This window comes from Bartonella sp. AD24XZML, assembly GCF_042196485.1.
GTDB lineage: Bacteria > Pseudomonadota > Alphaproteobacteria > Rhizobiales > Rhizobiaceae > Bartonella.
Map to the genome: position 1 here is coordinate 21,810 of NZ_JBHIQH010000015.1, position 16,988 is coordinate 38,797.

The following is a 16,988-nucleotide window of genomic DNA, read 5'->3' on the forward strand; positions in this document are numbered from 1 at the left end:
TTCTTCACTTTTCTCTTTTCATACGTAACAACTATTTTAAAAGTATAAAGCAATAGAAAGGAAAGAAAAATGCTTTTCAAGGGAGCGCAGACGAAACAAGCTTTTTTTAAAACACAGCTTCTCTCTTTATGTCCTCTCGATAAAAGTGGTTCCCAATGGTTAAAAGACATGGAAGAACAAGCAAGGAAAGAAGGTTTAGAATCGCTTGTTTCCATCATTTCAGAGAGTGGAACGCAGATTGATTTTATCAGTTCGGTTATGACCTTATCTCCTTTTTTGCGTGAGGTTTTAATTGCCAACCCATCATATCTTAGTGCTTTATTAAATGTTGATATAGAAACAAGGCTGAGCGAAATTATAGATGATATTACAGCTATTGATAAGGATGAAGCTATAAATGAAACTTCATTGATGGCTGCTTTAAGGCGCAAAAAACGAGAAGCGCATGTTCTTATTGCTTTAGCTGATTTGGGTGGTGTTTTTACTTACGAAGTTTCATGTGCTTGGTTGACACGTTTGGGCGAAGCAGCATTAAGTGTAGCACTACGTTTTCTATTAAGAGAAGCGCATGATCATGGTAAGATCAATTTATTAAGCCGTGAGAATCCAGAAAAAGACTGTGGTTTAATTATTTTAGGGATGGGAAAGTTAGGAGCAGGGGAACTTAATTATTCTTCTGATATTGATCTTATTGTTTTCATTGATGAAACATCACCTCATATTGGTAATCTTTCTGAAAGTGTTGACATATTTTCTAAAATGGTACGCCGATTAATCCGTATCATTCAAGAACGCACTGCGGAAGGATATGTTTTTCGTCTTGATTTTCGTCTTCGTCCAGATCCAGGATCAACCCCTTTGGCCTTACCAGTAAGGACTGCATTGCGTTATTACGAAGGGCGTGGGCAAAATTGGGAACGAGCAGCCATGATTAAAGCACGTCCAGTTGCTGGTGATAAGAGGGCAGGTTTTAACTTTCTCAAAGAGCTTTTTCCCTATGTGTGGCGGAAATATTTAGATTACGCTGCTATTGCTGATATTCATTCGATCAAACGTCAAATTCATGCGCATAAAAATTATGGTCAAATTGCAGCTTATGGGCATAATATAAAGTTAGGTCGTGGTGGTATTCGTGAGATTGAGTTTTTTGTTCAGACACAGCAGCTCATTGCTGGTGGACGTTTTCCTCAATTACGTGGACGTCAGACAGTTGCAATGTTAGCAGAACTTCACACGCTTGGTTGGATCAGTGAGAAAACGAGAAATAGCCTTATAAAAAGTTATGCTATTCTTCGAAATGTAGAACATCGTATTCAAATGCTTTTCGATGAACAAACACATCTTCTTCCAAATGATACTGCTCAATTCACGAGTGTTGCCTATTTAATGGGTTATCAAGACAGTAACAGTTTTATCCGTGATTTATTAAAAACACTTCAGGTTGTTGAAAAACATTATGCTGCACTTTTTGAGAATGAGCAAGAACTTGGTTTAGAAATTGGTAATTTAGTTTTTACAGGTGAAGAAGATGATCCAGAGACATTAATAACGTTAAGCCGTTTAGGTTTCGAAAGAGCAAGTGATATTTGTCGTATTATGCGCACGCTCCATTTTGGTCGTTATAAAGCAACGCAATCAGCCGAAGCACGCGAGAGATTAACGGAATTAACACCAGCTCTTTTGAAAGCTTTTGGTGGGACAAAACGAGCTGATGAGGCGATGTTACGTTTTGATGGTTTTTTACAGGGCTTACCTTCAGGAATTCAGCTTTTTAGTCTTTTGCAGTCTAATCCTTCTCTTTTGGATATGCTTGTCCTTATTATGGGGGCTGCTCCACGTCTTGCAGAAATTATTGCACGCAGGTCCCATGTTTTTGATGGAATGTTAGATCCGAATATTCTTTCAGAATTACCGACCAAAACGTACTTAGAAAAACGGCTTGAATATTTTCTTGAAAATGTTCTTTCTTATGAGGAAATTCTTGACCATTTAAGGATTTTTGCAGATGAACAACGTTTTTTGATTGGTATTCGAATTTTAAACGGTACAATTACAGGAGAAAGAGCGGGCTTTGCTTTTACTGCGCTTGCTGATCTTATGATTACAAAAACATTTGCTACCGTTCAAGAGGAATTTTCTCGTCTTCATGGTCGTATTAAAGGGGGGCGTGTTGGCATATTGGGTATGGGGAAGCTTGGAAGTCGCGAATTAACAGCAGATTCCGATGTTGACCTCGTTTTGCTTTATGAACACGATAATGATGCAGAAATATCTGATGGAGAAAAGCCTCTTTATATCTCTCAATATTATACGCGTTTAGCACAGCGCCTCGTTTCTGCTTTATCCACTCTTACAAGCCAAGGTATTCTTTATGTCGTTGATTTAAGGTTACGGCCATTAGGCAATAAAGGACCTATTGCTGTTTCTTTTCCATTTTTTAAAAAGTATTATCGCCAAGAAGCATGGATATGGGAATATCTTGCTTTAACAAGGGCTCGAGGCATTGCAGGAGACCCTGATTTTTTACAAAAGCTAGAAAATGAAGTATGTGCAATTATTGCTATTTCTCGTGATAAGAAGGAAGTTGCAAAAGAAGTATGTGAAATGCGTGCCTTGATTGCAAAAGAAAAGCCGCCAAAAAATCAATGGGATTTAAAAACGATGTCTGGTGGCATTATGGATTTGGAGTTTATTGCTCAATTTTCTCTTATTACGCATGTCATTGAGTTTCAAATTGGAGCGACGACAGCGGATATTTTAGATCACTTACCAAACAGTTTTCTTAATCAGTCATGTATTGCTGATTTACATTATGCCTATCGTCTTTATACAAATTTGAGTCAAATTATACGGCTTTGCTTAAATGATTCTCTTGATCCCAATGATATGCCACCTGGATTAAGTGACCTTTTGTTGAATAGTGTTGGGGAACCTGATTTGCTTCGTGTTGAAAAATTAATTGCAGAAACTGGGCAATTGGTTTGTTCAGTTTTTACAAAAATCATGAAACATTAAAATAATTCTATAAGAATAAATAAAAATTATTAATTCCATTTTTATATATTAATTTTTTGTCTTTCATTTCATAGACGCTTGGGATGGTTAGAGTGAAGTTCTCTACTGGTTTTTCAAGTGTGATGAAAAAATTCTCCATTCTAGGTATCATTCTTTATACAAAAAGCGATGAGTGATTAATTTAGTGAATCATATTTTTTATGAGCGTTATCTCATTTTTTCAAAAAATTGACATTATAATTATTTATATTATTGAATATAATGATGATCAATATGAAGCTATAAAAGCTGCTATAGATTAATAGTTTCTGGAAATTATAAATAATATTTAAGCTTTATTTAAAACTAATTTTAATTTTTTAACTGTGTCATTTTTGCTATAGATTTTTTCAAAAAATTGTGAAACGATTTACCATTATTTATGTATCACATTAGCTTTTAGGGGAGCAATTATGATTACAAAGTATTTAGCCTCAACATCTCTATTTTCTTTAATTTCAATTTCTGTAGTACAGGCGTCGGATATCGTTATTCCTGAACAACCTGTTCCTGTTATTCCAGCGCCTGCTTTGTCTTGGACAGGATTTTATCTTGGAGGACAGATTGGTAACTTTTCAGGTAAAACAACTGCAAGTTATTTAAAACATGAGACAGGGATATGGAATCCAATTGGAAAGGAGAATTTACCTAAACTTTCTGGTTTTATCGGGGGAGTTTATGCGGGTTCCAATATTGATATCGATAATAGTTTTATTATAGGTATTGATACAGATATTATGTGGTCTGGTAAAAAGGATTCTAAAGATGTCAATCTACCAAAAAAAGGTCCAACTGAAGAAACACCAAAACCTATAGAAGAAACAAGTCTAACAAGAGATTTGCAGGAGAATGATTCAACAAGGCGTATTAAAGCTGTACGTCATACTTTAAAACAAAAATGGGCTGGTGCTACACGGGTGAGAGTTGGTTTTGCGATTGAGCGTATGATGCCTTATGTTTCCGGAGGGATTGCTTATACGCAGCTTCAGAATATTTTTGCGGCAGTAGCTGATAGCAAAAATGGAGAAGTTGATTTTTCTGATTGGTTGCATGATGAAAAAAAGACCATGATTGGTTATACCCTTGGAGGTGGTATTGATTTTGCAATGACTGATAATGTTATTGTGCGTGCAGAATATCGTTATTCAGATTTTGGCAAAAAGAAGTTCATACAGGATAAATTTGAAATGGGCTACAAAACAAATGATTTCCGCGTGGGTGTAGCTTATAAATTTTAATTTTTTGCAGAATAAAACACTTCAAAAGTCTCATTTTCGAATGAGGCTTTTATTTTTCAGGTATGTTCTAGTAAATATCCTTTACTCAAAAGAGCTACTATTTTATTCGAACAATACTTTGATTTATAAATATAAATTACTTTTTGTCATGTTAAGTGAGAGCCCCGAGTGTCATAAGATTTTCTCATTTTAAACCTATATTATATTGAACCAATCAAAGCCATGTCTTTTGCACGTCAAAAAGAGGGGGAGTCGTGAGATAAAAACATTAAAGAAAGAATAAAAATGCTTCTTATGAACTATCTTAAGTGCTAAAGGCTGTCGCTACATTAGGGGGTGGCAAAGTATGAGATTTGATACTAGCTTGCTTTTCCATAAACGTGAAGATGGTGTTGCTAAATGGACTTATCATTACATCATTCATAGGTGCCGTCGGGAAATGGGTTTTGGTGCTTTAAAAGATGCTTTTTAAAACAAACATGTGAATTGGCAAGCTAATGGCATTTTATTTTATTTGAAAGATCTCTCATACAATCAACTTTTCTGTTTTGCGGTATCGTAAAATATTTTATTTAATAACAAAAAGATCGCAAAAAAATTCTAAAGCACGTAAAATTACATCCGCAATGTAATTCAATAATAAAATAATTATAAAGAGTATTATAAAGTGATTTATAGGAAAAAATAGAGAGAAAATTAGGAATTTATTGAGACATAAAAAACATTATTACCTATGTCTGTTATCGAAATATAATCTACTATTTTTTATAACTTTTTTAATGTACGATAATAAATGTCGAGTGAAATAGTAATGGATCATTTCAAATCTATTTACGATAAATCAATCAACATCATTTGTTTATGAATCACAAGTAGGTTGGGTTATTGAAATTATATACTTTAGTTATTATTTGGCTTTTTTAGGCATTGATTTTCAGGTATAGATGCTGAATGAGCTTCTCTATTATTCTATAAAATATCATCATTGTAATAATATAAGGATTTTACGCATTAGATGCTTTTGGAGGAGTGTATGATGAAATTCAAAGCAGGGTTTATGTGTAGAGCTTTGTGAAGTAAATCACATGCGCAATTAGCAGCTGGAACCCGTGAGACAAGAATCCGGATTATTTATAAATCAGATGTGGTACAATTTTCGTTCTTTAGGGCGGGAAGGAAGAAAACCGATAAGTTTGTAAAAAGCTAGTCACATAAGTGGGGCAGCAGATGGAACTGTCTGAGAAAAATTGATCTATTGACAGAGAAGGTGAAACTTTGTCTTTTAAGGAGAAAAAGGGAAATAAGAATTATGATTTTCAAAGGAATATGAAATAAAAATATTTTCGTTTTTTGTTGTTTTGGCAACTATGAAGGTGTTTAAAGATTAATTGTTTCAGTACATGCAATCTCGTTTTGAGGATTGATAATGCTATAACGTTGTAATTGGCAATGCCATTGATTTTGTAAGCGTTCAATGGAAAATAAATTAAAGCCTGCGGGTGGTTTTTTATCACCAAAAGCTTGTGATGCGGAAGGAACACCAACAATAGGAATTTTTTTAATTGGTCCTTCAATGTAATTCAATGTGGGTAAATGAGTATGTCCGTGAAGAATAAGCTCACAACCGTGATATTTGATAACGTCTAGAAAACGTTTTATATCCCGTAGTTTTTTATGCCAAGACGTCGCCTTTGGAAAGGGGGGGTGGTGAATCATGACGACACGAAAAAGGTTGCGCTGTGCTGCTTCCTTTAAAAAGAGCGGTAAAGTTTGCGCTTGCATTTTACCAAAATAGCCAGAAGCTTGAAAAGGCAATGTCGCAATGGCTGAAGAAGCTGCTATGATGGCAACATCTTTGCGAATGCGCATATAAGGAAAGACGCTTTTTTGAGGGATGTCACCTGTAATCCAAGGTTTAAAAAGAGTGCATGCTTTTTGTAAAGCGCCGCGGACATAGGCATCGTGATTTCCAAATGTTAAAGAAATATCTTGAGGTTTTCCTAGGTTAAGTAGCCAACGATGAGCTTGTACAAATTCTTTATCGAGAGCAAGATTTACAAGATCACCAGAGATCACAAGGTGATCAGGTTTTTTTTTGTTCAAGGCATCTATTACAGTTTCTAGGACATCTGTTGCCATCTGACTCTTACGTTTTTTTTGCCAGTTCAGATAACCGGTAAGACGCTTCCCAGAAAGTTCAAAAAGGGAAGGTTGCGGGAGAGGGGAAAGATGTACATCCGATATATGGGCAAGATAAAACATAAAAGCTCGTAGAGGATTAAAAACGATTTAAAGAATAAACATAAGATAAGTTAGTGCTTAAAGGCAAGAAAGATTGTAAAATGAAAATTAGCTTGCAAAAAAGCACGTCTCAAGCGGAATGTTCCAAATAGAATATCCCTAATAAAATATCATTGTGTTGTAGATTCACATATTTGTAAAAAAACATTTCTCAATGCGTTTGAGCTAACTTCACGACGGTACTCGATATTATAATGGAAAGCTTCTGTGAACTATATAGGGCTTACTGTACACTACCATCTCTACGCTTATACAAGGAGCAAATAAAAAACATCATACTATTTTCCCCCAATTTTATGAAAATCCTTGCTTTGCTTTCAGAGGATTCATAAGAGGTATTTCACTCTTTTCTTCAATGGTTTCTATCCATACAGCATCTCTTCTAATAATACGCAAGAGAATGTTTTTATTGTTTTAATATGAGGACATTGGAAATAAGGAGAATTCCATTGTATTTTGAGTTATAAATCAATACGTTATATAATTATAAAAGACAAGTAAATACGTAAAAAGATAAGCTAAATTTAAAAACTATTATACGAAATCTCAGACTTTTTAACGGACTTCATAATACCACATGCTGCTCAACAGTAAAAGGCAAGCAAGCAGTGCAAAAAAACCAGAAAATACCGAAAAGTAAAAGGTATTGATTAAACGGGTTTCTGTTGCTTCTTTCAGAACAATTGAATGTGCTGGAGAAGAGGACGGACTTGTTTTTGATTGAATCAGCTTGAATGGAGGAAGATGAATGTTTTCTTTTCCCTCAGGGTGTAAACGTCCGATGTAGCCACCAGTGTGCTTAATAATGGGAGCTAGTTTTTCTTGTGTTGAAATCAAGTCAAACAACTCAAGATTATCGAGCATCCCTACAGAAGAAAGTATTGTTAAACCGCCATTTTTAATGGTAAAAATTCCTGTCTCATCAGTGGTCACAGTTGCAGTAAAAAGGCCTTCTTTCTCTTTGGTCAGAGTAATATTTTCTTTTTTTCCAGAGGGAAAGATTATTTCAGTGGGTTCTGGATGGTTTTTTAGAGTTTGGCGGCGAATTGTTAAATGATGATGGCTGCTGGTCGCACTTAATTTTTCTTCCTCAAGTTCTGGTTCTTTCATGAGCCAATGGGCAATACGACGATAAAGAGCAGCATAAGGACCACCGCCTTCGAAACCTCGTGCCCAAAGCCAACTTTCATCAGAAAGCAACATGCCTACACGTCCTTTATCAACATGCGAGAGAAGTAAAAGTGGTTGTTCATCGGCTCCTTTCATGAGGGCGATTCCGTTATTTATGTTTTGAATAGCAATTTGTCGCAACCATTGCCCCCATTGAGAAGCGGGAAGGTTAAGTGTTGCAAGACCCCTTGTGACAGGATGGCGCTCACCTTCTTTGGTTAATGTGGGGCGAAAAGGTTTTTCAATAATAGTTCCATTGGGCAATGCCGGTAGAATGCTTATTAAAGGTGTTTTCGCAAGTGAGTTTTTTTGGGTAAATTCAGGTCCTGTTACCATCAGCAATGCACCCCCCTTTTGTACATATTGGGCGATATAATCATAATAGATTAAGGGGAGAACAGTAGAGTGCTGGTAGCCATCAAGGATGATGAGATCAAAGTTATTAATTTCTTCAACAAAGAGTTTTCTTGTGGGAAAGACCACTAAGGATAATTGGCTTGAGGGCGTATTATCTGCTTTGGTGGGGGGACGCAAAATAGTAAAGTGAACAAGATCAATATTAGAGTCACCTTTCAAAAGGTCTCGCCATGTCCGTTCTCCATTATAAGGAGCACCTGAAATAAGAAGAACGCGTAAATTTTCTCTGATTCCTTCAATAATTGTTATGGCGCGGTTGTTTTTAAAGCTTAGTTCACCTTTGTGTGGATCAGTTATAACTTGGATAATATTTTTTTCAGCATGAGGAAGGCTAATTTCAGTTTGAAAAATCACGCCAGGAGTCACAGAATAATGGCCAATGTCTTGTCCATTGACGCTTAGTGTAATATTTGCTTTCTGTGGTATTGTTTTTTTGGCGGGGCCTTTATCTTCTACCAAAATGGAGAGCGTTTGTGGTTTGTTGACAAGGGCAAAGCGTGGAGGAGAAATAAACTTGATTTGGCGATCAAATTCATCTGAGTGCCCTGTAATCAGGGCATTGAGAGGTGCTTCATGATGAAGGTCTGATAGGTCAGGAATGTCATGCACTTGTCCATCGGTGATAAAAATGGTTCCTGCATAACGAGAGAGCGGTACATCAGATACTGCTTGTGTTAAAGCCTCAAACAAATTCGTTGAGGGCGCATACTGATTATCAGCAAGTTTTCCAGCTTCAATAAAGCGTGGTTCAAATTGTGGATAATGCGCCAATGCTTGAGTTAATTGCGCGCGCGCTTCATCACAGTCGTTTGTACGTGTTCCAAATGTTTGGCTTTTGCTGCGGTCAATAACAATTCCTACTGTGTTTTTCAGTGGTTCACGCTGTTCTTTTATGATCATTGGATTGAGCAAAGCAAGGATGAGGGCGCTTAATGCCATCAGACGAAATAAAGAACCTTGCCGTTGCGTAACAAGACCAACAACGACAAAAAGAATCGATATTCCACTTAAGAACAGAATCCAAATGAGTGGTAAAAAAGGCTGAAAAGTGAAAAATGATATCATTGCCTTCTTTCTCTTTTAAAGCGTTCCAAGAGTGCTGGAACATAAACTTGATCCGCTTTATAGTTTCCTGTAAGAACATAAAGGACAATATTTAAACCTGCACGAAATGCCCATAGACGTTGCATTGGATCATTGGGAACAAGGGGATATTTCCATGACCCTTTTTTATCGAGTGCCCAAGCACCAGCAAAGTTATTGGCAGTAATGAGAAGAGAACTTACATTATCGCCGCTGGCAAGGGAATTTTTATTTTTTTTGTTTGTTGATGAGGATTCAATCCATAAAGGTGAACCACGGTAGAGACCAGGAAAATCTGGCATAATATAAAAAGAACGTGCAACAACATGATCCGTTGATGCTGGCTCAATGGATGGAATATTTAACTCTTTTAAGATATCTCGTAATCTTTGCGTTTCTGGAGTAGCATCTCCTTCAAGATTAAGATTGCTCTTTATCTGATCGCGCGTGTCAAATAAAATTGTTCCCCCATGTTTCATAAAGTTATTTATTTTTTCAAGGCTTTTGGGGGTTGGTATAGGACTCTTAACATCAATTGGCCAGTAAATAAGAGGATAAAAAGAGAGTTCATCTTTATCGAGATCAAGTGCTGTAACAGAGCCGAGGGTAAGCGTTGTGCGCTCTGCGATAAATTGACTTAATGCTTCTAGACCACTTTTACTCGTTGTATCAATTTCATGATTATTGGTTATAACATAGGCAAGATGTGTTGCACCAGCAGCTTGTACACTATCATATTGATTTTCTTTCGTTTGTGCATGAAGAGTTGGATCATATGAAAACAAGGCAATAAGACTTATAAAGGGGAGGAGAAACATATTACGCCGTTTCATGAAAGAAAAAATATCTCCTATCCATAAAATGAGAAAATTGTCAAAGGCGAATAATAAGATGGCTAATCCTAAAAGTGGGCCGATAAGATTTTTTTCTTTTGTATCGTAAGATAAAGGGCTTTTATTAAGAGATGTTGGCAATGATGATTGTTTCATCAAGTGCGACGAATGAGTTAAGAGATTGAGTGCATAAAAATCGTTTTTGACACCATAAAGTCCTGGGGGAGTATGGTAGGAAGGATGGGGTGGATTTTGAGAGTCAAAGATCAAAGGAACAACATCAGAGGGTGGTACTTGTAATTGTCCGTCAACGGCTATAGTTCGCCAAGGGTTTTGTACCACTGTTCTTTTTTCTCTGTGTGTTAGGTTTGTGTTTTCGTTAGAACCTAATGTGATTAATTTTTGCAGCATTTGTGCAAAAAAGCCAGAAAGAGGAAGGTTAGACCATGTTGGATCAGGAGCAACATGAATGAGAATGAGGGTTCCTTTACCACGTTTTGCTGCGGTAATAAGAGGAGTTCCATCCGAAAGGCTAAGCCACGTTTTTTCAAAAAGATCTGGGGTTGGTTCTGCGAGGATTTGGCGCGAGACAGTAACATCTCCTGGAAAGGGAAGACCAAAGAAAAAGCTATTTTTTGCAAAAGGGGCAAGCTTTTGTGGTTTTGTCCAAGACATAATACTTCCAAGGGAACGTTGACCTGGGCGTAGTGGTATCGGAAGAAGGTTATCGTAATGTTCTGCGCTACTGAGTTTTTCTCCTGCAAAGCGGATGAGTGTTCCCCCTTTATTCACAAAATCAGAAAGTTTTTTTTCTGCTTTTGGGGGTATGTTAACAATGTCACCCATAATCAAAACAGATGGATTTTGTTTAAGCAAATGATCAATATCCGTTGAAAGTTCTCTTCCACCGGCTGTTATAAGCTGTGTATGACCTTGTAAGGCTTTGATAATGTAATAAAATGGAGCAAGTAAAGGCTGTGCCATTTCATTGGTATCGGGTGAGAGAAGAGCAACACGGCTTATCCTGTTATGGCTGTCTACCAAGAAGGTTGCAGCAGCATGGTTTTGATTGTTTATTTTTATCCAAGCGATATCATTGCGTAGTTCAAGTGGTACATTAAAAGGAACAAGTGCTGTTGTTTCTCCTTCAGAGAAATTGTTCGTAAATTGTCCGAGAAGTTGATTATTTGAATCGTAGAGGCTGAGTATAGCGGGAGTGTTACTGTGTGTTGTTGAGCGGATAATACGCGCGCCCATGTTTCCATTGTTATTTTCTATGGATGTTATGCCGGTTAAATCGGAAATATCAGTCAAATACCACAAGAAGTTTCTAGGTTTTAATTCTTCAAGAAGAGCAAAAGCTTGCTCATCTTCATTTGTTTGTAATCCATCACTTAAATAAGCAATATCAAGAGGTTTTCCTTTGGTTATTTTGCTGAGTTTTTTGAAGGCATGCACGCGGTTGACAGACCAAGGACGCGGTTGCAAATGCATTAAATGCTGTTTTATAATCTTGGCTGGTTGGGGCTCTATATTGGAGATATTATTTTCAGCCGTTGCAACAAGATAAATATTTTTTTGCTGTTTTTCTGCCTGTGCAAGGAGTATTTCAGCGATAGAGATGCGCTGTTTCCATTCTTTTACAGAAACCCAACCATTATCAATAATGAGTGCAAGGGGTTGAGACCCGGAAAAGCTTATTGGTTTTTGATTCCAAGTGGGGCGTGCTAGAGCTATGATAACAAGTGCCGCTATGGTTAAACGCAACAAGAGCAACCACCAAGGTGTATGTTTTGCTATTTCTTGTTGATGAGTTGGTTTGGGTAAGAAGCGAAAAGGGGGGAAAAGCTCTTTACGCGGAGATGGAGGAGTTATCCGCAACAGCCACCAAATGACCGGTAGGAACAAAAGCCCTAGTAACAGAAAGGGAGCAGCAAAACTCAAAGTGCCCTCCTTTTTTGCAATGGAGAGTCGCTCATTGTATTTGCAAGATGAAAAATGGTCTCTGTTAAAGGTTGATCTGTTGTACTAACGTGATAAGACCATCCTTGGCGTGCGCAAAAATTTACCAATTCTTGTCGCCTTGCGTGATATAGTTTACAATAGTTCTTACGAAGATCTTCTGCTTTAGTGGAAACATGTTTCTCTTTCGTTTCAGGATCCAAAAATTCTGTGTGACCTGTGTAGGGAAAGCTTTCTTCTGCGGGATCAGAAATTTCAATTAAATGAGCTGTCACCTGTTTTGTAGTTAAAACGGTTAAATGTTGGATGATTTTTTCAGGATAGTCGAGAAAATCACTCATTATAATGACATGTGAAAAGCGTGTAATCGTTGAAAAATCCGGAAATAAATTTTCATCTGAATGATTTTCTAAAGCAAAGGCTATTCGTTCTACGACATTGGATGTCATTGTGGGGGACATTAAGTTGGGAATAGCAATATGTTCGCCACTGCGTGCAAGAAGGGATGCCAAGGTAAGGGTAAGAATAGTGGCATGATTACCTTTAGAGATTTTAGAAAAGCGCGAACAGTAATGCATTGATGCGCTCTGATCAGGACAAAGCCAAACGGTTTGTGTCGTTTGCCATTCGTGTTCACGGAGATACGTATTTTCATCACGCGCTGAGCGACGCCAATCAATGCGGATAATGGATTCTCCTTCCATATAGGGACGAAATTGCCAAAAGTTTTCCCCATTACCGCTTTTACGTTGTCTATGCCACCCGGTTATCAATGTATTAGCGATATGACGCGCTTGTAAAAGGAAATATGGCATTTTGCCAGTATCCTTATGCAGTTCATTTGCCAGCGACAATGGAGGCTTTTGTAAAACTTTTTTGCCAAGTGCCATTCAAAGAGCATCTTTCACAAGGTTATTGATAATATCTTTTACGGTTATATCTTCAGCATGGGCAGAAAAATTAAGAGCCATGCGGTGTTGTAATACGGGATAGGCCAATGCTTCAACATCATCAAGTGAAGGAGCTAAGCGTCCATAATAAAGAGCACGGGCGCGAACACAAAGTGAAAGGGCTTGTGATGCCCGTGGACCAGGTCCCCAAGAAACATAAGTATTAGCAAGGCTATTGTCTTTATGAGGGCGAGATGAGCGGACAATTTTTAAAATAGCTTCAATCACATTTTCTGAAAGAGGCATTTTGCGAACGATATTTTGAATTTTTTGCAATTTTTTGCCGGATAAAATTGGTTTTGCATTTGACTTTTTTTCTTTTGTTGTTTCTAAAATAATCCGTCGTTCTGTTGTGAGGTCAGGATAGTCAATATCGATTTGCATCAAAAAGCGATCCAGTTGTGCTTCAGGAAGTGGATATGTCCCTTCTTGTTCGAGAGGATTTTGCGTTGCAAGAACATGAAAAGGTTGTGGCAAATCATAACGGTTACCTGCAACAGTAACATGATATTCTTGCATAGCTTGTAAAAGGGCTGACTGTGTCCGTGGGGAAGCACGATTGATTTCATCGGCCATGAGAAGTTGCGTGAAAATAGGACCTTGAATGTATCGAAAAGAACGTTTACCGTCTTTATCGGAATCCATAATTTCAGAACCAATAATATCCGATGGCATTAAGTCAGGAGTGAATTGGATGCGTTTTTCATCAAGCCCTAAGACTGTTCCCAATGTTTCAACAAGACGTGTTTTTGCAAGTCCTGGAGCACCGACAAGAAGGGCGTGACCACCAGCGAAAATAGCGATTAAAGCATATTCGATTACCTGATTTTGCCCAAAAATAACTTTGTCAATTTCTTTTTGTAAAATATCCAATTCTTTGTGTGCCGTATCAATATCATCAATAATGACTTGAGCTTCATGATTGATATTGACCTTTTTTATAGAATTGGATGATGGATCATGTTGACTCATATTTCTTCCTTAAGGCGTTTGTCGCAAAAATGGTAATTTTCTCTGCATGATAATGGATATCTTATTGTTTGTAACAGAAAATGAGAAGAAATGAAGTATCATATGCCGTTTTTTTATATTCGTATATAAGAAGAGAAAAGTTTCTTTGGAAGAAATAGACGTGCTTTATAAGGGATGTCTTAAAAAATTTGTTTTATGAAGAGAGTTTTTTAAAGCAATGAAGACAACTTTTTTGAAAGGTTAAAGGGTGAGTATAAGACAGAACTTCAAACAGGTTGCGTGGTTACAACAAAGTGATATCCAAACACTTCTTCGTGTTTTGTCTGTGGAGGGGGAAGAGGCGCGTATTGTAGGGGGAGCAGTGCGCAATCAACTGCTAGGGCAGCCTATTAGTGATATTGATATTGCAACAACCTGTTTGCCGCAACAGGTTATTGCACGTGTAGAAGAAGCAGGATTTAAAGCTATTCCTACAGGGATTGCTTTTGGTACAATAACAGTAGTTGCTCATTCATGTTCTTATGAGGTTACAACGCTTCGCTGCGATATTGAAACAGATGGTCGTCATGCAAAAGTGGCATTTGGTCGTGATTGGAAAAAAGATGCTGAACGGCGAGATTTTACGATAAATGCGCTTTATTGTGATGCTGCTGGCAACCTTTATGATGATGTGGGAGGTTTGAGTGATATTGCTAGCCGAACAGTTCGTTTTATTGGGGTTGCAGAAGATCGTATTGGCGAAGATTATTTGCGTATTTTACGGTTTTTTCGCTTTTTTGCGTGGTACGGAGCAGGGCGACCTGATGTGCAAGGATTGAAGGCATGTGTTCGTTTAAAACACGGTTTAAAAAAACTTTCTTCTGAACGTATTTGGGCAGAAATGAAAAAGCTTCTTGCGGCGTTTGATCCAATGCGTGCTCTTTTATGGATGCGACAAAGCAGAATTTTGCCACTCATTTTTCCTGAAACAGAACGATGGGGCATTGATGCAATTCACGCATTGGTGAAGACAGAACAGGCTCTTGGTTGGAAAGTTGATCCATTGTTACGGCTAGAAAGCCTTCTTCCTCCTGACCCCATACGTCTTCATGAAATGGCACAGCGCTTGCGTTTTTCTCTTAAGGAAACAACGCGATTAAAAGAATGGGCAGAGTTAGAAATAATAAACCAAAACTGTTCTGATCATTTTGTGCAAAAACTGATTTATTTTCATGGACGACAGCCAGTTTTAGATCAATTATCATTGTCTGTCGCTGCATCACATCTTGATCATCTGGAAAAAAGTGATGCTTTGCAAAAAGCAGAGGGTTATGTCAAGCTTTATCAACTTGCCAAAAAATGGCAAATTCCAACTTTTCCTATTAATGGTAACGATTTAATAAAGAAAGGTTTTACGAAAGGTCTACTTTTAGGAAACAAGCTTAAAGAGTTAGAAATGATATGGGTTGAAAGCGGATTTTTAATGGATCGTCATGCACTATTAGAAAAAATTGATTTATAATATATCTGTTTATAAACCCACTGTTGTTTATATTTTTTAAGTCAACATATTAATTTATAATAATCATTATTCATGTGAAATAAGAGCTCAAAATATTGTAAGGTTATTTCAAACCTGTTCATATTACATCAATCAAAATTATTGCCTTACACGTCACAAGTGAGGAAAAATAATTACAGAGAGGAAAAATGTCTCTTATGAATCATCTCAAAGATAAGGATTCTCAAAAATGAGAACGAATAGAGAATAGTGATAGCGGTTTGCACCTTGTATGAGCATAAATAGGGTGATGTCCAATGGATTTTTACTATGAGGAGTATTTAATCATTTATAGGTGGTGATGTGAAATGGATGTGCTAGGCACTAAAAAATGTTTATTTTATCAGCACTTAATTGTTGGAAAATAATAGGCATTATACGCTCAACTGTTCTTTATATGTTGTATTATTGTTTTTCGTGATAATTTATGTTTTTATAGATACAGTTTCTTTCATGATAACCAATTTGGCGTAATGCTTCTCCTGTTGTTATGGCTACGCTCATGGCGAGATTTAGAGAGCGTGCCTGTGGTTGCATGGGAATTTTTAATGTGTAATCGGCCGCTTCATGAACATAATCGGGAACGCCAGCTGTTTCACGACCAAAAAGTAAAACATCATTTCTTTGATAGCATATCTGCGTATAGCATGTTTTTGCTTTTGTACTTAAAAGCAACAGGCGGCGTTTAAAGTGTTTCATGGAGCTTATAAAATGTTGCCAATCAATGTGTCGTTCTAAGGAAGCATATTCGAGATAATCCAATCCTGCACGTTTGAGATTACGATCCGACAGATTAAAGCCTGCAGGTTCAATAATGTGCACATGTAAACCAAAGCAAGCGCTAAGACGTAAAATCGTTCCAGTATTACCAGCAATATCAGGTTGGAAAAGAGCTATATGAAGTGTCATGTTCTCTGTAATATGATTTTTCTTTCGACTTTGTAAAGAAGCACCACAATTTATTCGAAAAATATGCTTTGAGAAATACATGTTTTTTACGGTTAATTTTTATTCCCTTTAAATTTCAGGGAAAAAGTTATGTATACAGGTCTGTTTGGGATAAGAGAGAAGCTCCCTATTAGGGACTTCCTTTTATTGAGCCATCCATAAATGAATTGGCTCATTATGTTGAAAAGTGGGATATTTAATGAGGCTAGATCATCAATTTTAATTAAAATCAACAAAATATGCTTTTTATGCAAAAACAGAAGCGAAAAAAATACTCATGAAACCAGTTGGAATTGAGGGAGGGAGAGATGCTGTAAATGTGTTAAAGAAATGACTGATAAGCTCAACTTGTTTACTGAGATATGGTCATAACAAGACTATGTTTCTTTCTTTAGAAGTGTTTATTTACATGCTATCTCTGATTTTCACGGGCGGGGGAGTAATTTTGATTGATTGATATGAATAGGTTTGAAATGAAAAAACCTTACGGTGTTTAGGGATTTCATTCACTCTGTAAAAC

10 protein-coding genes are annotated in these 16,988 nt (G+C 37.0%); 4 read left to right on the forward strand and 6 right to left on the reverse strand.

The window, feature by feature from the left end:
- The first annotated feature begins 69 nt into the window (after positions 1–69).
- The 3 genes from ACFIMX_RS01435 to ACFIMX_RS01445 all read left to right on the forward strand — a co-directional run bounded on the left by ACFIMX_RS01435 (position 70) and on the right by ACFIMX_RS01445 (position 4,764).
- Positions 70–3,015, forward strand: a complete 2,946-nt coding sequence (locus tag ACFIMX_RS01435) for a bifunctional [glutamine synthetase] adenylyltransferase/[glutamine synthetase]-adenylyl-L-tyrosine phosphorylase (RefSeq protein ID WP_375640588.1) — start codon at positions 70–72, stop codon at positions 3,013–3,015.
- A gap of 452 nt (positions 3,016–3,467) precedes the next feature.
- Entirely contained in the window at positions 3,468–4,292 is an 825-nt protein-coding gene (locus ACFIMX_RS01440; protein WP_375640587.1) for an outer membrane protein, read from the forward strand.
- A 346-nt stretch (positions 4,293–4,638) separates the two neighbouring features.
- Complete coding sequence (locus tag ACFIMX_RS01445; RefSeq protein ID WP_375617587.1) at positions 4,639–4,764, forward strand: hypothetical protein; 126 nt, start codon at positions 4,639–4,641, stop codon at positions 4,762–4,764.
- 905 nt (positions 4,765–5,669) lie between these two features.
- Here ACFIMX_RS01445 and ACFIMX_RS01450 read toward each other — a convergent pair.
- From ACFIMX_RS01450 to ACFIMX_RS01470, 5 genes are all read right to left on the reverse strand, one after another.
- Positions 5,670–6,554, reverse strand: coding sequence for a metallophosphoesterase family protein (locus tag ACFIMX_RS01450; protein ID WP_375617588.1), 885 nt, complete (start codon positions 6,552–6,554; stop codon positions 5,670–5,672).
- Between the two features lie 594 nt (positions 6,555–7,148).
- Positions 7,149–9,245, reverse strand: coding sequence for a glutamine amidotransferase (locus ACFIMX_RS01455; protein WP_375640586.1), 2,097 nt, complete (start codon positions 9,243–9,245; stop codon positions 7,149–7,151).
- Positions 9,242–12,040, reverse strand: a complete 2,799-nt coding sequence (locus tag ACFIMX_RS01460; RefSeq protein ID WP_375693929.1) for a DUF4159 domain-containing protein — start codon at positions 12,038–12,040, stop codon at positions 9,242–9,244. Before ACFIMX_RS01460 ends, ACFIMX_RS01455 begins: the two co-directional genes overlap by 4 nt.
- Entirely contained in the window at positions 12,037–12,948 is a 912-nt protein-coding gene (locus ACFIMX_RS01465; RefSeq protein WP_375640583.1) for a DUF58 domain-containing protein, read from the reverse strand. Before ACFIMX_RS01465 ends, ACFIMX_RS01460 begins: the two co-directional genes overlap by 4 nt.
- A complete protein-coding gene (locus ACFIMX_RS01470; protein ID WP_375617592.1) occupies positions 12,949–13,980 on the reverse strand; it encodes an AAA family ATPase in 1,032 nt (343 codons plus the stop codon).
- 247 nt (positions 13,981–14,227) lie between these two features.
- Between ACFIMX_RS01470 and ACFIMX_RS01475 the strand changes: the two genes are divergently transcribed.
- Positions 14,228–15,481 carry a CCA tRNA nucleotidyltransferase gene (locus ACFIMX_RS01475; protein WP_375640582.1) on the forward strand — a complete coding sequence of 418 codons (1,254 nt, stop codon included), beginning with the start codon at positions 14,228–14,230 and terminating at the stop codon, positions 15,479–15,481.
- Between the two features lie 444 nt (positions 15,482–15,925).
- Here the strand turns inward: ACFIMX_RS01475 and ACFIMX_RS01480 are convergent, their stop codons facing one another.
- Positions 15,926–16,429 carry a tRNA (cytidine(34)-2'-O)-methyltransferase gene (locus tag ACFIMX_RS01480; protein WP_375617594.1) on the reverse strand — a complete coding sequence of 168 codons (504 nt, stop codon included), beginning with the start codon at positions 16,427–16,429 and terminating at the stop codon, positions 15,926–15,928.
- Between the last annotated feature and the right edge of the window lie 559 nt (positions 16,430–16,988).

What these genes read in the sequence shown, in the direction of transcription:
- ACFIMX_RS01435 (WP_375640588.1), top strand. Translation starts at nt 70, where the DNA reads ATGCTTTTCAAGGGAGCGCAGACGAAACAAGCTTTTTTTAAAACACAG.
- ACFIMX_RS01440 (WP_375640587.1), top strand. Translation starts at nt 3,468, where the DNA reads ATGATTACAAAGTATTTAGCCTCAACATCTCTATTTTCTTTAATTTCA.
- ACFIMX_RS01445 (WP_375617587.1), top strand. Translation starts at nt 4,639, where the DNA reads ATGAGATTTGATACTAGCTTGCTTTTCCATAAACGTGAAGATGGTGTT.
- ACFIMX_RS01450 (WP_375617588.1), bottom strand. Translation starts at nt 6,554, where the DNA reads ATGTTTTATCTTGCCCATATATCGGATGTACATCTTTCCCCTCTCCCG.
- ACFIMX_RS01455 (WP_375640586.1), bottom strand. Translation starts at nt 9,245, where the DNA reads ATGATATCATTTTTCACTTTTCAGCCTTTTTTACCACTCATTTGGATT.
- ACFIMX_RS01465 (WP_375640583.1), bottom strand. Translation starts at nt 12,948, where the DNA reads ATGGCACTTGGCAAAAAAGTTTTACAAAAGCCTCCATTGTCGCTGGCA.
- ACFIMX_RS01470 (WP_375617592.1), bottom strand. Translation starts at nt 13,980, where the DNA reads ATGAGTCAACATGATCCATCATCCAATTCTATAAAAAAGGTCAATATC.
- ACFIMX_RS01480 (WP_375617594.1), bottom strand. Translation starts at nt 16,429, where the DNA reads ATGACACTTCATATAGCTCTTTTCCAACCTGATATTGCTGGTAATACT.